The organism is Erythrobacter tepidarius, assembly GCF_002155695.1.
GTDB lineage: Bacteria > Pseudomonadota > Alphaproteobacteria > Sphingomonadales > Sphingomonadaceae > Erythrobacter > Erythrobacter tepidarius.
Map to the genome: position 1 here is coordinate 111,373 of NZ_MUYJ01000001.1, position 15,228 is coordinate 126,600.

Consider the following 15,228-nt stretch of genomic DNA (forward strand, 5'->3'; position numbering starts at 1 on the left):
AAACCCGATGCAATTCACCCGCCTCGGGCGCTCCGGCCTCACTGTCTCGCGGCTGTGCCTCGGCTGCATGAGCTATGGTGATACAACCAAGGGCTGGCACGGAGACTGGCTGCTGGACGAGGAGGCCGCGCGCTCCTGTTTCCGCGGGGCGTTGGAGGCCGGAATCAATTTCTTCGACACCGCCAATATCTATTCGGGCGGCACTTCGGAGGAGATCACCGGCGCTTGCTTGCGCGCCATGGCCCGCCGGGACGAGATCGTGGTCGCCACCAAAGCTTTCGGGGTATGGCGCAATGCCCCCAATTGTGGCGGCTTGTCGCGCAAGGCGCTGTTTGCGGCGATCGACGATTCCTTGACAAGGCTCGGCATGGACTATGTCGACCTGTTCCAGATCCATCGCTGGGACGATGCGACGCCGATCGAGGAGACGATGGAGGCGCTCCACGATATCGTCAAGGCGGGCAAGGCGCGCTATATCGGCGCATCCTCCATGTATGCGTGGCAGTTCGCCAAGGCGCAGGAGGTGGCGCGGGCGAATGACTGGACGCGCTTCATATCGATGCAGAACCAGCTCAATCTGCTCTACCGCGAGGAGGAGCGCGAGATGCTGCCGCTGTGCGCCGATCAGGGCGTGGGTGTGATCCCGTGGAGCCCGCTTGCGCGCGGGCGGCTGACCCGGCGGTGGGGCGAGTGCACCGTCCGCAGCGCAACCGACAGCATCGGCAAGGCGCTCTACCAGGCCGATGACGAGGCTGACCGTGCGGTGGTCGATGCCGTGCACAAGCTCGCTGCGGCACGCGGCGTCGCGATGGCCACCATCGGTCTTGCCTGGCATTTCACCAAGCCCCAGGTCACCGCCCCGATCATCGGCGTGACGAAGCCGCATCACATCGCCGACGCCGTCAAGGCGCTCGATGTGGCGCTGACCGGCGAGGAAGTGGCCGCGCTCGAGGCGCCCTATCGCCCCAAGTGGCCGACCGGAATGGGAATGCCGATGCCGGCGATGGACAAGCTCAGCATAACTGGCTGAATGGTCGCGCCGATATGCGCGCAGCCGCGCGCAATTGAGCTTGCGGCGTTGTTACATACAACTGAAATCCAGTCACAAACGCGTCATATGCTTGGGCCAAGCCAGCCGCGCAACCATGCGGGGCCCACATGGACGTGATCAACATCTTCCTGACCAGCGAACTTGGCGAAAGCCTCGATGATTTCGTGCATGACCAGCGCCGCTTCACCTTCGACAGGCTGGGGCCGGAAGGCCCGCGCCGGCTGGTCGAAGGGCCGATGTGGGCCTTCATCGACTGGGTGATGGACGATCTCGCGGGGCTGGAGATGTGCCGCCGGTTGCGCGCTGATGCCCGCACGGCCGATGCCCACATCACCATGGTGCTCGAAAACGACGATGCCGAGGATCGCCGCCGTGCGCTGCGTGCGGGTGCGGATGATTACGTGGTCGGCCCGCTCACCCGCACCGCGGTGCTCGACCGGGTGCTGGCCTTGCAGGCGCGCGGGGCCGAGCGCCACGCCACCCAGCGCTTCGAGGCGGGCGCGCTCAGCATCGACATGGCGGCCCTCCAGGCGCGCTGGAACGGCGAGCCGATCCCGTTGCGTCCCAACGAATTCCGCCTGCTGCGCTTCTTTGCCGAGAACCCCAACCGGGTGCTGACCCGCGAGGACCTGATCAGCGGCCTCGGCAAGCGCGAACCCCCGATCGACGAGCGCACGGTGGACGTGTGGGTCGGCCGGTTGCGCCGCGCGATCAAGGCGGCGGGCGGCGGCAACCCGCTGCGCACGGTGCGTTCTATGGGATACGTTTTCGATCTGGGATGATTGAGGCCGTTAAGCCATCCCACCAATCATCCTTGCGCTGGACCGGTCGCGCAGCGACCGCAAGGCCGAGCGGCCGCCGGCAGGCCCGCAAGGATCAAGGATGTCGCGGCACGGACGCGCGGCGGAACGCAAAACATGCGAGGAAGGCGCGGCCCGGATGGGCCGCGCCGCCCATCAAAACGAAGCCTTCACCCCCAGCGCGAAGCTGGTGCCGACCTGGAAGGTGTTGAGTTCGGCGCGGTTGCCATTCACTTCCTGATACTCGAAATTGTCGCGTCCGAAGATGTTGCGCGCCTCGAAGCTCAGCTCGAGCGGCACTCCGCCGAGCTTGAGCTCGGAACGGGCCACCACGTCGACTGTCAGGCCGGGGTTCTCGACCGCGTCGGGCAGCGCCCCGCCGCGCAGTGTCACGCGCTCGCTCGCGTAGTTGAGCAGCACGGTGACCTGTTGCACCTTCTCGGTATCCTCGATGCCGAGCGAGAGATTAGCAACATGGTCCGATTGGCCCACCAGCGGCGCGCCGTCGTCGAACAGCTGGCTCGCGGGCTGATCTATCGCACCTGGGATCGGCGCCAGATCGTTCGCCCCGACGGAGATCTTCGACTGGGTCCAGGTGTAGTTGGCGAGGATCAGGAACTGTTTGGTTTCGAACAGGCCGCCCCAGTCCGCGAGGTCGATGCCATAGGCGAAATCGAACTCGGCGCCGTAGAGCTGGGCTGCGGGCGCATTGGCGTAGCTGGTCTCGATGATGCCGGGTGCGGTGATCAGGAAGTTTTCGATCGGATTGTCGATGTCCTTGTAAAAGCCGGCAAGGCTCACCTTGCTCGGCCCGCCGAGATAATATTCGAGCCGCGCTTCGGCGTTGATCAGCTCGCTGTCCTTGAGGAAGGGGTTGCCGCGGAAGCGGCGGTTGGATTCCGGATCGAAATAGGTCTGCTCCACCAGCTCGCGAAACTGCGGGCGGGCTATCGTTTGCGAACCCGAAAGGCGCAGTTGGAGATTGTCCGTCACCTCCCAGGTGATCGTGGCGGACGGCAGGAAGTAGTCATTGGCGATGCGGGTCGGGTTGGCGGGCACCCCGCCGGCAAACACCGGATCGGGTGCGGCCACCTGCAAACCGTCCTCGTAGCGCAGCCCGGCCTCGATGCTGATCGTGTCGCTCGGCCGGTAGCGCAGCAGGCCGTAACCGGCATGGATCCTCAGCGCCGCATCGAACACCGGAAAGGGAGTGGGATCGGAGACCGTGACGTTGAACAGCGGCACGCCATTCGCATCACTCGCCAGCACCGCGCCATTGATGATCTCGCCCGGTCGCCGCAGCCCGAGCGCGCGCAGCGCGGTGGTGAATTCGGCAGTCGAGCCGATCAGCGGACGGATGATGAACGAGGTCGAGCGCCGGTCGGTGTCCGAATAGCTGTAGCCCGCGGTGACGCTGAGATTGTCGGTCAGCTCGTAGGAGATGTCCGCGCCGCCGAACCACAGCTTCTCGGTGAGGTCCTCGAAACCGACCTGAATGCGCTCGGTCCCGCCGATCAGCGCGCCGACATCGACCACGAACTTGTCGCCGAAGGGATCGCTCTCGACCGGGAAGTTGGTGCGGAAATAGGGGACGATGGCGTTGTAGGGCGCCTCGCGATCGGTCTGGGCATAGCCGCCGCGCAGGTCGATCTGGAGCTTGTTGAAGTTGAATTCGGCAACCAGCTGGGAATCGATCAGCTGGCGTTCGAACCAGCCGGTCTGCTGGGTCTGGAAGTCGAACCCGGTGACGCGGTCGGTGAAAAAGTCGGTGCCCTGCGCCAGACGCGCGGTCTTGAGCGTGTCGCGGATGTAGAGGTTGGTCCAGCGGATGGTGTGCTCGCCGATGTCCAGCCCGAGGCCGATCAGCCCGTTCACCAGCACCTTGTTGTCGGTGATGAAGGTGTTCGAATCGAAGATGATGTCGCCCGCCTGCGCATCGCCGAACTGCTGGCTGATGACCGAGCGGTTGCGCCAGGTATTGCTGATCCCGGCGGTGGCGATCATGCCGAGGTAGTTGCCGTCGCCGACTTCGAACGAGGCGCCGCCGGTGATGCTGGCCGAGAAATTGGCGGGCAGGTTGTCGTTCTTCTGCAGCGTGACGAGATTGAGCGGCATGATCTGTCCGGCGAGCTGGCGCTGGAGCTCGGCCGGAGCGTCGTTGATACGCGTGCCGCTGTCGATCAGGGTCTGCAAAGCGGTGGGGATGTCGCGGTTGCCGTTGTCGAAGCCGAAGGTGTCCCAACGGCTGCCGAAATAGGTCAGCCCGTTTTCGAAGGTGGTCTCGGTATCGCCGCTCGTGCCGAGGCTGACGGTGAAGAAATCCTCGGTCGGAATCGCCTTGGTGGTGAGGTTGATCACCCCGCCGCCGAATTCGCCCGGGAAGTTGGCCGAATAGGTCTTCTGCACCAGCGAGGAGGAGATCACGCTGGTCGGAAAGATGTCGAGCGGGACGACGCGGCTCAAAGGCTCGGGGCTGGGCAGCGGCAGGCCGTTGAGCAGCGCGAGCGAGTAGCGATCGCCCAGACCGCGGACGAAAACGCGCCCGTTGCCGACCAGCGAGAGCCCGCTGACGCGGCCCAGCGCTCCGGCGATGTCGCCTTCGCCGGTGCGGGCGATGTCGGCTTCCGACAGCACGGTCAGCACCTGGCTGGAGCTGCGCGCCGGATCGCGGTTGCGGCGGCCGGTGACGATGATCCCGCCGCCGGGGACCGACACGTCGGACTGCTGGAGCTCGTCCTTGGGCGGGGTCTCGTCCTCGACCGTTTCGGCTTCGACCATGGGCTCGTCCTGCGGCGCATCCTGTGCGTGAAGCAGCGATGGCAAAGTCAGCGACGTGGTGAGAAGCAGCAGGCCTGCCAGGCGCTTGCCGTAGGGCATAGGTGAGGACCCCTCGATGAATTGGTCAGTCTGGATGCGAAAAGGGGAAGGCGCAGCCATCACGCGGCGCCTCCCCCTTGCGGTGGCATAAGCGCCGATCAAGCCGGGTAAACCGGCAGGCCCGTGCAGTTACCCGTCGCGCTGTTGAAGTTCTGGATCGACGAGTTGCAGGTCCAGTTGCCGAAGATGCTGGTGAGCGCCGCGGCGTTCTCGATCGCGCCGATGAAGCTGCGGTTCGGGAAGAAGCTCGAACGGCCGGAGGCAGCAAACGGGGTGCGGCCGGTTTCGCCCGCCCCGTTCACCACACCATTGGTGAGGGTGATGGTGAAGGCGAGGTTGTTGTTGGTGCCGGCGTTGATGCGCGCCGCCACGTCGGCGTTGGTGTTGCCCGCGCCGCCACGGATCGGATCGGTCGCCGGGCAATCACCCACCACCGAATCCACGCCGATGAGCGCGGCCAGCGTGGACGGTTCATCGATCTGGAAGCAGTGGTTGAGGCCGGCATTGATGACCCCGTTGGTGAGGCCGAGCGCCGCGCCGCCGCGCGCCTGCACCACCTGCGGCGCACCGTCGCGGACGACGAAGGTGAAGTTGTTCACCTGGAAGCGGGTCTGCGGGATTGCGTTCGACGGGGTGCGATCGGCCACGTTGGGCGAGTCGAGCTCGATGATGCGGTCGCCGGTGGTCGAACGCTGGACTGCAATCACGGTGTCGAGGTTGACGATCGCCCCGGTGTCGACGTCGAGCGAATCGTCCGAGGCGCCGATGATCGCCAAGTTGCGGGCGTTGAACCCGCCGCCGAAGAACTCGACACCGTCATCCGAGCTGTTGAACGAGAGGAAGTTCTCGATCACCGTGCCCGAACCGGCGCCGCCGGTGGTCAGCGACTGGAGTTCGTTGTTGGGCGCCAGTTCGAAGCCCGAGAAGCGGATCTGGTTGAAGCGGAACGAACCCGAGCTGTCCGCCGGATTGGCGCCGCCGAAGGGAGTGGCCACGGCAGCCCCTTCGAGGCGGCCTTCGCAGGTCGGATTGTTGTTGGGCGCAGCGCTGGTGTTGAACACCCCGGTCGAGCAATCCGACACCGGTGCGCGTCCGAGCAGCACGACGCCGCCCCACTGCTGCTGGCTGTTGTCGTTGGCGAGGCCCAGGATGTTGTCGCGGCTGGTCCAGATGATCGGACGCTCGGCGGTGCCGTTCGACTGGATCGCGTTGCCGCGGTTGACGACGAGGTAGGAGTCCTGCTGGCCGAACAGGATCACGCCCGGTTCGATCGTCAGGGTCACGCTGGTGCCGGTGCTGGAGAAGCCGCGATCATTGCCGACATCGACCCGGCCGTTGATCTGGTAAACCAGGCCGCGGATGTAGGGCAGCAGATCGGTCGAGGTGAAGCGCGCCGGCAGCTGGCACACGCGATAGGTGCCGGTCGGGCCCGAGATGGTGCCCGCGTCGACCAGGCCCCCCGAGGTGGCGATGGTCGGGCAGCCTGCCGCCGGGGTCACCTGCGACTGGGTCGGGGTCGGGGTCGGCGTCGGGGTGGGTGCCGGCGACGGGTTGTTGATGATGATGTTGCCGCCGGTGCCGGGCGAGACGATTTCGTCCGCGCCGCAGCCGGCCAGAGCCACGAGGCTGCAACCCAGAACGAGAGTGCGTTGAATGTTTTTCACAGCGAGCGGTCCCCTGAAAAGCCGAGAATCGATGAGCGCGCGGACAACGGAAGATTCGATGGCGCGCCGCCTCGCTAGGGCTGCTCCGTGACAGAATTCTTGCAGCATGACAGCTGCATGGCATTTCACGAAATATGACTGAAGAAAGACAAATACGACACGAACCGATCGCGCCGGAAACCGGATTGTTGCAGTATGAATAGTATATAAATCAGTATCTTGTGAAATAAGATTGCAGAAAAATTACAATGTTACGGTTTTGTTGCATCACGCCCTCTTGTGAGTCATTCTGCGTCTCACACGTGAAAGAGGAGCCTGAGCCCATGTCTGTCACCCTGTTCGCGCTGGCCTTGATGGCCTTCACCCCGCAAGCCGCCGGTACCGGGACTGCAATGGCCTCGCCCCCGCAGGCCGGGGAACTCGCCGCGCAGACACTGGCTGCCGGGCGCGAAGACGAGGCGCTGGCGGTGCTCCAGCGCGCCAGCGCGGCCGATCCGCACGATCCCGCGGTGCTGATCAATCTCGGCATCGCCTATGCCCACAAGGGCGAGGACGCGAAGGCGCGCGCGGCCTTCGAGGCGGCGCTGGCTTGCCGCGAGGTGGTCGAGCTCGACACGGCCGACGGCAGCACCACCGATTCGCGTCGGCTGGCGCGCAAGGCGCTGCGCATGCTCGAACGCGGCGAATTCCGCCCGCGCAGCGAGCAGCTGACCTATCGCGACTGAGGTTTTCGCGGCCCTGGGTCGCACCGGAACGCAATGACGGGCGGGTTGCCGGGGGGCGGCCTGCCCGTTCTTGTGTCCGGCAGGGGGTGCGAACCGGACCCGTTTCGCAAGACTGTCACCCGCTTGTCATTTAGGTTAGACAATGGGGAGACATTCCGGAGGGCCTTGGAATGATTCTCGCCGCGGTGCGCCGCGTCACCATTGCTGCCATGCTGCTGTCCGCCGCCAGCGCGGCGCATGCCGACGTGCTCGAACTGGGCCCGCAGGGCGCGCGCTGGGTTGCCGGGCCGCTCGCGGGCCGGCCGGCAACTGCCGAGCCTGCGGTCGCACCCGTCATGGCCGAAGGCATGATGCTGCCGGATGCGGCCATTTCCGATCCCGCCCGCCATGCGGCGGGGGTGCCGGCGCGCTATGCTGCCAAGATCCACGAACTTGCCGCTCGCTTCGATCTCTCGCCCGCGCTGCTCGAAGCGGTGGTGTGGCAGGAGAGCCGCTGGCGCGAGAACGCCGTCTCGCCGGTCGGCGCGCGCGGGCTGGCGCAGCTCATGCCGGGCACGGCGCGCTATCTCGGGGTCGATTCCTCCGATCCGTTCCAGAACCTCGAGGGCGGGGCGCGCTACCTGCGCGAACAGCTCGACCGGTTCGACGGCGATCTCGAAAAGGCGCTCGCAGCCTATAATGCCGGGCCGGGACGGGTCGAACGGGCCGGGGGCATACCCAACATTCCGGAAACCCAACACTACGTCGCCGCCATCTTGGGGCGGCTCGCCAACCACGCGCGCGTGCCGGGGCTATGACCACCGCGGCGCCCAGTGAAAGAAAAATACCCGCAATGATGCCTGCAATCCGCCTGCCTGCCCGCCTGACCGCTGCCCTCGCGCTGTTGCTCGCCCCGGGCGCCGCTCTCGCGCAGACCGCTGATCCGGCTGGCTCCGGCCCGATCAACAATGCGCTGCTGTGGCTGCAGGGCACGCTGCTTGGGACCGTGGCGACGGTGATTGCCGTGATGGCGGTGGCCTCGATCGGCTTCATGATGCTCACCGGCCGGATGAACTGGCGCTTCGGTGCGACCGTCATCATCGGCGTCTTCATCCTGTTCGGCGCGACCACCATCGTCGCCGGCATCCAGTCGGCAGCAGGCTGATGAGCGACCTCGTCCGCCATCCCGTCCACCGTGCGCTTACCCGCCCGCAGATGTTCGCCGGGGTGACGATGAATTTCTTCATCATCAACCTGATGGTGACGACGATCGCCTTTCTGATCCTCAAGAGCTGGTGGATCCTGCCGGTTCCGGCGGTGATGCACGCCATCGGCTATTTCGCCTCGCTGCGCGAGCCGCGCATCTTCGACCTGTGGATCACCAAGGTTTCCAAGTGCCCGCGGGTGCCCAATTTCAAACGCTGGGGGTGCAATTCCTATGCCCCGTAAATGGATCGGAGCCGCCGCCTGGAGCGCGAAGGAAGCCAAGGTCGGCGACCGTCTGCCCTATGCCCGGCTGATCGACGAGAGCACCGTGCTGCTGCGCGATGGCAGCGTGATGAGCGCGATCCAGGTGCCCGGCCTCTTGTTCGAGACCGAGGATTCGGACGCGCTCAACGCCCACGCCGCCACCCGCGAGGTGATGCTGCGCTCGACGCTCGATGCGCGCTTCGTGATGTATCACCACGTCATCCGCCGCCGGGTGGAGGTCGAGCTCGACGCGGAATTCCCCGATCCGCTCTCGCGCCACATCGATGCGCGCTGGAAGCAGCGGCTCGCCGGGGGATCGCTGTTCATCAACGACCAGTTCATCACCCTGATCCGCCGCCCCGCACGCGGCAAGACCGGCCTGCCGGAACGCATCGGCAAGCTGTTCAGCCGTGCGAGCGCGCAGGAACTGGAGCCTGATCCCAAGGATTTGCGCAGCCTCAAGGCCGCGATCACCGGCCTGGTCGCTTCCCTGCAAGATTACGGCGCGGCGGTGCTGGGCGACTATCAGGCCCCCGGCTCGGGCGGCACCAATTCGGAGATGCTCGAGCTGCTCTCGGCGCTCTACAATGGCGAGATGCGCCCGGTGCGCCGCCCTGCTCCCGAAACCGACATCGGCCACATGCTGCCCTATCGCCGCGCGAGCTTCGGGCTTGATGCGATGGAGCTGCGCGGCAGCGGCGCCCCCGATTTTGCCGCGATCCTCGGGCTCAAGGACTATCCCGAGGCGACCTCGCCCGGCCTGCTCGACAATCTCCTGCGCCTGCCGTTCGAGATGGTCGTCACCGAAAGCTATGCCCCCAATGAGCGCACCACCGCCAAGGAACGGATCGACCTTGCGCTCAGGCGTTCGCGCTCGGTCGATGAAGAGGCCGCCGCCGAACGCGCCGAGATGCTCGCCGCGCGCGATGCGCTGGGCAGCGGGGCGGTGGGCTTTGGCGACCATCACCTGACCGTGCTGGTGCGCGAGTCGACGCTCCCCCGGCTCGACGACGCCATGGCCGCCTGCGCCGCGGCGCTCGCGGATAGCGGCGCGATCGCGGTGCGCGAGGACACCAATCTCGAACCTGCCTTCTGGGCGCAGTTTCCGGGGAACGAGGAATATATTGTCCGCCGCGCGCTGATTTCCTCGGCCAACATGGCGGGCTTCGGGTCTTTCCACGGCTTTGCCCTGGGGCAGGCGAGCGGTAACCACTGGGGCGATGCGGTCACGCTGCTGGAGACGACCAGCGCCACACCGTTCTTCTTCAATTTCCATCACGGCGATCTCGGCAATTTCAGCGTCATCGGGCCGAGCGGGTCGGGCAAGACCGTGGTGATGAACTTCCTCGCCGCCCAGGCGCAGAAGTTCCGCCCGCGCACCATCCTTTTCGACAAGGATCGCGGCGCGGAGCTGTTCATCCGCGGGATCGGCGGGCGCTATGACCGTATCGCGCCGGGCCTGCCGACCGGGTTCAATCCGCTCTCGCTGCCCGACACCCCGGCGAACCGCGCCTTCCTGCGCGACTGGCTGGCGGTGCTGCTCAAGGCCGACGGGCCGGAGGAATTCGCCACCATCGCGGCGGCGGTCGATGCGACCTATGCGAACGATCCTTCGCTGCGGCGTCTCCGGCATTTCAGGGAATTGCTGGCGGGCGCCCGCCGGCCCGAGCCGGGCGATCTGGCCGATCGTCTCGCCGCGTGGATCGGGGAGGGCGAGCATGCCTGGCTGTTCGACAATGCCCGCGATCTGCTCGATCTCGAGACCCGCGTGCTCGGCTTCGACATGACCGCGCTGCTCGAAAACCCGCGCCTGCGCACTCCGGTGATGATGTATCTGTTCCACCGCATCGACGAGCGGCTGGACGGGCAGCCGACCATGATCCTGATCGACGAGGGCTGGAAGGCGCTTGATGACGCGGTGTTCGCCGCGCGCATCCGCGACTGGCTCAAGACGCTGCGGAAGCGCAACGCGCTGCTCGGCTTTGCCACGCAGTCGGCGCGCGACGCGCTCGACAGCCGGATTGCGACCGCACTGGTCGAACAGACCGCGACCATGGTGTTCATGCCCAATAGCCGCGCGCGGCCCGAGGATTACTGTGACGGATTTGGCCTGACGCAACACGAATTCGCGCTGATCCGCTCGCTTCCGGCGCATTCGCGCTGCTTCCTCGTTCGCCAGCCCGATGCGAGCGTGGTGGTGCGGCTCGATCTCTCGGGCGCGCCCGAAGTGTTGACGATCCTTTCGGGCCGCGAAAGCGCGGTGCGCCGGCTCGATCTGCTGCGCGAGGCGGTGGGCGATGCGCCTTCGGCCTGGTATCCGGCGCTCACCGGACGGCCCTGGCCCGATGGCGCGGCGCTGGACGAGGATGGCCAGCCCCTCTGGCAGGCGGCGGAATGAGCACGGCCTGCGATCTGGCCGCCCAGTCGATGGGGATGGGGGTCTCCGCCGCGCTGACGGCGGTGGACTGCATCGCCGCGACCGTCAGCGAGCAGGCCTTCAACCGCCTGTTCGGCACCGAGGGCCAGCTCGCCTTCGCGCTGACGCTCCTGCTGGGGCTTTACGTGGGCTTTTTCGGCATCTCGCTGATGCTGGGCCGTTCGAACCTGTCGGTGCGCGCGTTGCTGCCGCGGATGATGACGTTGGGGCTGGTGCTGACCTTCGCCACCAGCTTCGTCGCCTTCTCGACCATCTTCTACAACATCTTCATCGGCGGGCCCGACCAGATCGCCGGCATCCTCACCGGCACCGGCGGCGAAAGCGCCACGGCGGTGTTTGCGCAGAAGCTCGACGTGGTGTTCCAGGCCGTCCAGCAGGCGACCGGCGACACCAAGGATATCGACGCCTTCTCCCCGCCGGGCATCATGTGGATGGGCGCGATGCTGCTGCTGCTTGGCACGGTGGGGCTGCTGGTCACGGCGCGGATCGCGCTGGCGCTGCTGCTGGCGCTGGGGCCGATCTTCGTGGTGCTGGCGCTGTTCGAAGGCACGCGCGGGCTGTTCACCGGCTGGCTCAAGGGGCTGACGATGATGGCGCTGGCGCCGCTGTTCGCGGTGCTGGGCGGCTCGATCATGCTCGAACTGGCGGTGCCGGTGCTGGCCGCGCTGGTGGCGGTGCCGGGCCAGATCGACCAGCAGGCGGCGATGGCCTTCTTCCTCGTCGGTTTCGTCCACGCGATGCTGATGCTGATGGCGCTGGTGGTCTCGGCGATGATGGTCTCGCGCTGGCAGGTGTTCGGCCTGGTGCCGAGCAAGGAGCGTGGCACGGGCGGGGAGGCGCCGCGCAGCCTTGCCGCGCCCGCACCAGCGGCGAGCTTGCCGCGCAGCACCAATGTCGCCCCCGCTGCCGCCGCGACGATCCCCCCGCGCCGGGTCGATGTTGCACCGGCACAGGCGGTGATCGCCGCCAATGACACAGGCCCCGCCGCCACGATTCGCGAGACCCGCGTCTATGCCACCGGCAGCGGCGCGCAGATCACCCCGCAGGGTCCCGCCGCCGCGCGTACCCGCGGCATCGGCAACCGTTTCCGTTCCGCCGGTAGCGCCGCGCCGAAACCCGTTGCCCCCATGCCCTCGGAGAAATACCAATGATCCGCCCCGGTCGCTTCCGGCTGATCCTGTCCGCCGCCGCCGCGCTCGCCGTTTGCACGCCCGCGTTGGCCGCTGATCCGCGCCTCAAGACAATCGTGTACGACGAGGCGCAGGTGGTGCGGATCGACGGCAAGGTGCTGGTGCAGACCACCATCAAGTTCGCCCCCGACGAGGTGATCGAGAACGTCGCCATCGGCGATTCCACCGCCTGGCAGGTGCAGCCCAACAAGGCGCAGACGATCCTGTTCGTGAAGCCGCTCGAACCGACCGCGCGCACCAACATGACGGTGGTGACCGACAAGCGCACCTATCTGTTCGATCTTGTCGCCAGCCCGAAGAACGCCGCGCTCTACGTGCTCCAGTTCCGCTATCCCGATCTTGAAAAGGCCGCCGAGGAAGCGCGTCTCGCCGCGGCTGCCGAGGCCGAGGCCGAAGCCCTGCGGGCCAAGGCCGACCCCGGCGAGCTTGCCGCCGCGCAGGATCCCTATGCGGTGGTCGATCCGGCCCGCATTAATTTCGAATGGGCCGGTGCGGGCACACCCGAGCTGCTGCCAGCCAAGGCCTTCGACGATGGCCTCGCGGTGTTCCTCACCTGGCCCGCCGGAACCGCCATCCCCGCCGTGCTGGTGATGAACCAGGACGGCGAGGAAGGCCCGGTCAACTTCACCGTGCGCGGCGATACGGTGGTGATCGACGGGGTGCCGCCGCAGATCATCCTGCGTTCGGGCCGCGATACCGCGACACTTACCAATATCGGTCCCTCGGCCAATTCCGCCCGCAGCGCCGGCCTGAGCGGCGCGCGCAAGAAGGGGGTCAAGTGATGCCTTGCTCCAACCATCCTGTCAGGGAGTCTCCGTGATGCGCCTTGCCATGCGTCTGCCGCCGAAGAAGGGTGACACTTCCGCTTTGGGCAGCGATCCGCGCGAGCAGGAATCGGCCGAGATCATCGACCTTGCCAGCCGCGCCGCCTTCCCCGCGGTGACCGAGCGCAAGGCCAGGGGGGACGGCCTCGGCCTTGCAGCCGGGGTGGCGCTGGTCAGCGCGATCGGTGCCGTGACTTTCTGGGCGATGGAATCCGCGCGACTGCCCGATCCGCAAGGCGTGGGCAATCCGCAGGTCGCCGCGCCGCAGGCCGCTGCGCCCGCGCCGGTCGCCACCACTGTGCCGACGGCGACGCCAGCCCCATCGGTGCCGCAGCCCGATCCTGCGCCTGCGCCGGTGCTCGCCAGCCAGCCCGGCCAATACGCGGTGCCGGCAGTCAATCCCTATGCCAGCCCGCAGCTGGTGTTTGACGGCAGCACCGCGCGCAGCGCACGGCTGGCCGAAGCGCCGATCGGCGCGCCCGCGGTCAATCCGTCCGGCGTGGCGGTGGGCACCGGGGGCGCGGCGGAATTCGCCAGCCGCGTCGGCGGCGTCGGCGGCGCACCGGCGCAGGCGCGCGCGATGGTCAATCCTTCGACCACCGTCACCGAAGGCACCCTGATCCCGGCGATCCTTGAGACGGCGATCAACACCGACGTGCCGGGCTATGTCCGCGCGGTGGTGAGCCAGGACGTGCGCAGCTTCGATGGCAAGCGCGTGCTGATCCCGCGCTCCTCGCGCCTGATCGGCCAGTATCAGGCCGGGGTGCAACAGGGCCAGAAGCGTGCCTATGTGATCTGGACGCGGCTGATCCGGCCCGATGGCGTCTCGGTCAACATCGGCTCGCCCGCGATTGCCTTCGACGGAACGACCGGGTTGCAAGGCGATGTCAACAGCCACTTCTTTCAGCGTTTCGGCTCCGGCCTGCTGCTCTCGGTGGTCGGCGGGCTCGGTGCGATTGCCACCGGCGGCGTGGGCGGCGTGATCGTTGCCGGCGGCGCGCAGGGCGCGGCCAATTCGGCGGTGCAGTCGCAGGGCCAGATCAGCCCCACCATCCGGGTGGCGATGGGCGAGCCGATCCGGGTGTTCACCGCGCGCGATCTGGACTTCAGCACGGTCGGCAACTGAGCGGCGGCATGAGCGCGGATATCCACCGGCTGCCGGCAGAGCCAGGCACGAGCGAGGCCGACACCGGCGCACGGGTTTCGGCTGAACGCTCGGTCTATCTCGAGGCCTATCTCGCGCCGTTCCGCCGCTGGCTCGACCGCGACACGGTGACCGAGATCATGGTCAACCGACCTGGCGAGGTGTGGATCGAGGATGCCGCCAATCCGGGGATGCAGCGGATCGAGACCCCGGAGATCGACGACCGGCTGGTGCAGCGCCTCGCCGAACAGGTGGCGCGCGTCTCGCATCAGGGGATCAACCGCGAGCATCCGCTGCTCGGCGCGACCCTGCCGGATGGCGCGCGCGCGCAGTTCTGCGGCCCGCCCGCGGCTCGCCGTCACTGGGTGATGGCGATCCGCCGCCACCGCCGGCTCGATCTGCCGCTCGATGCCTATGACACCGGACCGCTGGCTGGCGAAATGACCTTCGACCTGCCCGACCCGCAGACCCAGCCGATCGCCTATCTGCGCGCAGCGATCCGGGCGCGGCGCACGATCCTGATCTCGGGCGGCACCAGCACCGGCAAGACCACCTTTCTCAACGCCATGCTGGGCGAGATCCCGCGCGATGAACGTGTGGTGCTGGTCGAGGACACGCCCGAGCTGAAACTGCCGGGCGAAAACGGCGTCGGCCTGGTCGCGGTCAAGGGCGAGCTGGGCGAAGCCAAGGTTACCGCCAACGAGCTGCTTCAGGCCGCGCTGCGCCTGCGCCCCGACCGGATCGTGCTGGGCGAGCTGCGTGGGGCCGAGAGCGTCAGCTTCCTGCGCGCAATCAACACAGGCCACCCGGGGAGCTTCTCGACCATCCATGCCAACAGCTTGCGCGGCGCGCTCGAGCAATTGGCGCTGATGGTGATGCAGACCGGCATCGGCCTGACCCGCGCTGACACGATCGCCTACGCCGCGAGCGTGATCGACGTGATCGTGCAACTGGGCCGCGATGCCAATGGCAAGCGCGGCATTACCGGCATTGCCGAGAGCCGCGAACTGCTCTGACGCCCCTTCCGCCCGCCTGATTGACATTTGTATGACAGAGCCATCAAGGTG

General features: G+C 67.0%; 13 protein-coding genes. 11 read left to right on the forward strand and 2 right to left on the reverse strand.

The window, feature by feature from the left end:
* Positions 1–7 precede the first annotated feature (7 nt).
* Together BZF61_RS00520 and BZF61_RS00525 are read left to right on the forward strand one after the other, a co-directional pair.
* Complete coding sequence (locus BZF61_RS00520) at positions 8–1,030, forward strand: aldo/keto reductase (protein WP_086616678.1); 1,023 nt, start codon at positions 8–10, stop codon at positions 1,028–1,030.
* A 128-nt stretch (positions 1,031–1,158) separates the two neighbouring features.
* Positions 1,159–1,833: a response regulator transcription factor gene (locus BZF61_RS00525; RefSeq protein ID WP_086616679.1), complete on the forward strand. Its 675-nt coding sequence runs from the start codon at positions 1,159–1,161 to the stop codon at positions 1,831–1,833.
* A gap of 174 nt (positions 1,834–2,007) precedes the next feature.
* Here BZF61_RS00525 and BZF61_RS00530 read toward each other — a convergent pair whose 3' ends face one another.
* Entirely contained in the window at positions 2,008–4,728 is a 2,721-nt protein-coding gene (locus tag BZF61_RS00530) for a TonB-dependent receptor domain-containing protein (protein ID WP_086616680.1), read from the reverse strand.
* Between the two features lie 98 nt (positions 4,729–4,826).
* Positions 4,827–6,392, reverse strand: a complete 1,566-nt coding sequence (locus tag BZF61_RS00535) for a hypothetical protein (RefSeq protein WP_086616681.1) — start codon at positions 6,390–6,392, stop codon at positions 4,827–4,829.
* A gap of 323 nt (positions 6,393–6,715) precedes the next feature.
* On the opposite strand from BZF61_RS00535, the gene BZF61_RS00540 reads away from it, so the two are divergent.
* The 9 genes from BZF61_RS00540 (at position 6,716) to virB11 (ending at position 15,177) form a co-directional block, all read left to right on the forward strand.
* Positions 6,716–7,117 (forward strand): tetratricopeptide repeat protein, encoded by a 402-nt coding sequence (locus BZF61_RS00540; protein WP_158094038.1) that lies wholly within the window; start codon positions 6,716–6,718, stop codon positions 7,115–7,117.
* Positions 7,118–7,287: 170 nt separating this feature from the next.
* On the forward strand, positions 7,288–7,914 hold the full coding sequence (locus BZF61_RS00545; protein ID WP_086616683.1) for a lytic transglycosylase domain-containing protein: 627 nt from the start codon (positions 7,288–7,290) through the stop codon (positions 7,912–7,914).
* Between the two features lie 35 nt (positions 7,915–7,949).
* Positions 7,950–8,261, forward strand: coding sequence for a TrbC/VirB2 family type IV secretion system protein (locus BZF61_RS00550; protein WP_086616684.1), 312 nt, complete (start codon positions 7,950–7,952; stop codon positions 8,259–8,261).
* Positions 8,261–8,545 (forward strand): VirB3 family type IV secretion system protein, encoded by a 285-nt coding sequence (locus BZF61_RS00555; RefSeq protein ID WP_086616685.1) that lies wholly within the window; start codon positions 8,261–8,263, stop codon positions 8,543–8,545. Before BZF61_RS00550 ends, BZF61_RS00555 begins: the two co-directional genes overlap by 1 nt.
* A complete protein-coding gene (locus tag BZF61_RS00560) occupies positions 8,535–10,964 on the forward strand; it encodes a VirB4 family type IV secretion/conjugal transfer ATPase (RefSeq protein ID WP_086616686.1) in 2,430 nt (809 codons plus the stop codon). Before BZF61_RS00555 ends, BZF61_RS00560 begins: the two co-directional genes overlap by 11 nt.
* Positions 10,961–12,154 carry a TrbL/VirB6 family protein gene (locus BZF61_RS00565; RefSeq protein ID WP_086616687.1) on the forward strand — a complete coding sequence of 398 codons (1,194 nt, stop codon included), beginning with the start codon at positions 10,961–10,963 and terminating at the stop codon, positions 12,152–12,154. Before BZF61_RS00560 ends, BZF61_RS00565 begins: the two co-directional genes overlap by 4 nt.
* Positions 12,151–12,975 carry a TrbG/VirB9 family P-type conjugative transfer protein gene (locus BZF61_RS00570; RefSeq protein ID WP_086616688.1) on the forward strand — a complete coding sequence of 275 codons (825 nt, stop codon included), beginning with the start codon at positions 12,151–12,153 and terminating at the stop codon, positions 12,973–12,975. The genes BZF61_RS00565 and BZF61_RS00570 overlap by 4 nt, the downstream gene beginning before the upstream one ends.
* 37 nt (positions 12,976–13,012) lie before the next feature.
* Positions 13,013–14,143, forward strand: coding sequence for a TrbI/VirB10 family protein (locus BZF61_RS00575; RefSeq protein ID WP_245804440.1), 1,131 nt, complete (start codon positions 13,013–13,015; stop codon positions 14,141–14,143).
* Between the two features lie 8 nt (positions 14,144–14,151).
* Complete coding sequence (virB11, locus tag BZF61_RS00580) at positions 14,152–15,177, forward strand: P-type DNA transfer ATPase VirB11 (RefSeq protein WP_086616689.1); 1,026 nt, start codon at positions 14,152–14,154, stop codon at positions 15,175–15,177.
* The last annotated feature ends 51 nt before the right edge of the window (positions 15,178–15,228 follow it).

Bases quoted from the DNA above. Each gene is read 5' to 3' on its own strand.
- BZF61_RS00575 (WP_245804440.1), top strand. From the start codon at position 13,013: ATGCGCCTTGCCATGCGTCTGCCGCCGAAGAAGGGTGACACTTCCGCT.
- BZF61_RS00565 (WP_086616687.1), top strand. From the start codon at position 10,961: ATGAGCACGGCCTGCGATCTGGCCGCCCAGTCGATGGGGATGGGGGTC.
- BZF61_RS00525 (WP_086616679.1), top strand. From the start codon at position 1,159: ATGGACGTGATCAACATCTTCCTGACCAGCGAACTTGGCGAAAGCCTC.
- virB11 (WP_086616689.1), top strand. From the start codon at position 14,152: ATGAGCGCGGATATCCACCGGCTGCCGGCAGAGCCAGGCACGAGCGAG.
- BZF61_RS00530 (WP_086616680.1), bottom strand. From the start codon at position 4,728: ATGCCCTACGGCAAGCGCCTGGCAGGCCTGCTGCTTCTCACCACGTCG.
- BZF61_RS00545 (WP_086616683.1), top strand. From the start codon at position 7,288: ATGATTCTCGCCGCGGTGCGCCGCGTCACCATTGCTGCCATGCTGCTG.
- BZF61_RS00520 (WP_086616678.1), top strand. From the start codon at position 8: ATGCAATTCACCCGCCTCGGGCGCTCCGGCCTCACTGTCTCGCGGCTG.
- BZF61_RS00555 (WP_086616685.1), top strand. From the start codon at position 8,261: ATGAGCGACCTCGTCCGCCATCCCGTCCACCGTGCGCTTACCCGCCCG.
- BZF61_RS00540 (WP_158094038.1), top strand. From the start codon at position 6,716: ATGTCTGTCACCCTGTTCGCGCTGGCCTTGATGGCCTTCACCCCGCAA.
- BZF61_RS00560 (WP_086616686.1), top strand. From the start codon at position 8,535: ATGCCCCGTAAATGGATCGGAGCCGCCGCCTGGAGCGCGAAGGAAGCC.
- BZF61_RS00570 (WP_086616688.1), top strand. From the start codon at position 12,151: ATGATCCGCCCCGGTCGCTTCCGGCTGATCCTGTCCGCCGCCGCCGCG.
- BZF61_RS00550 (WP_086616684.1), top strand. From the start codon at position 7,950: ATGATGCCTGCAATCCGCCTGCCTGCCCGCCTGACCGCTGCCCTCGCG.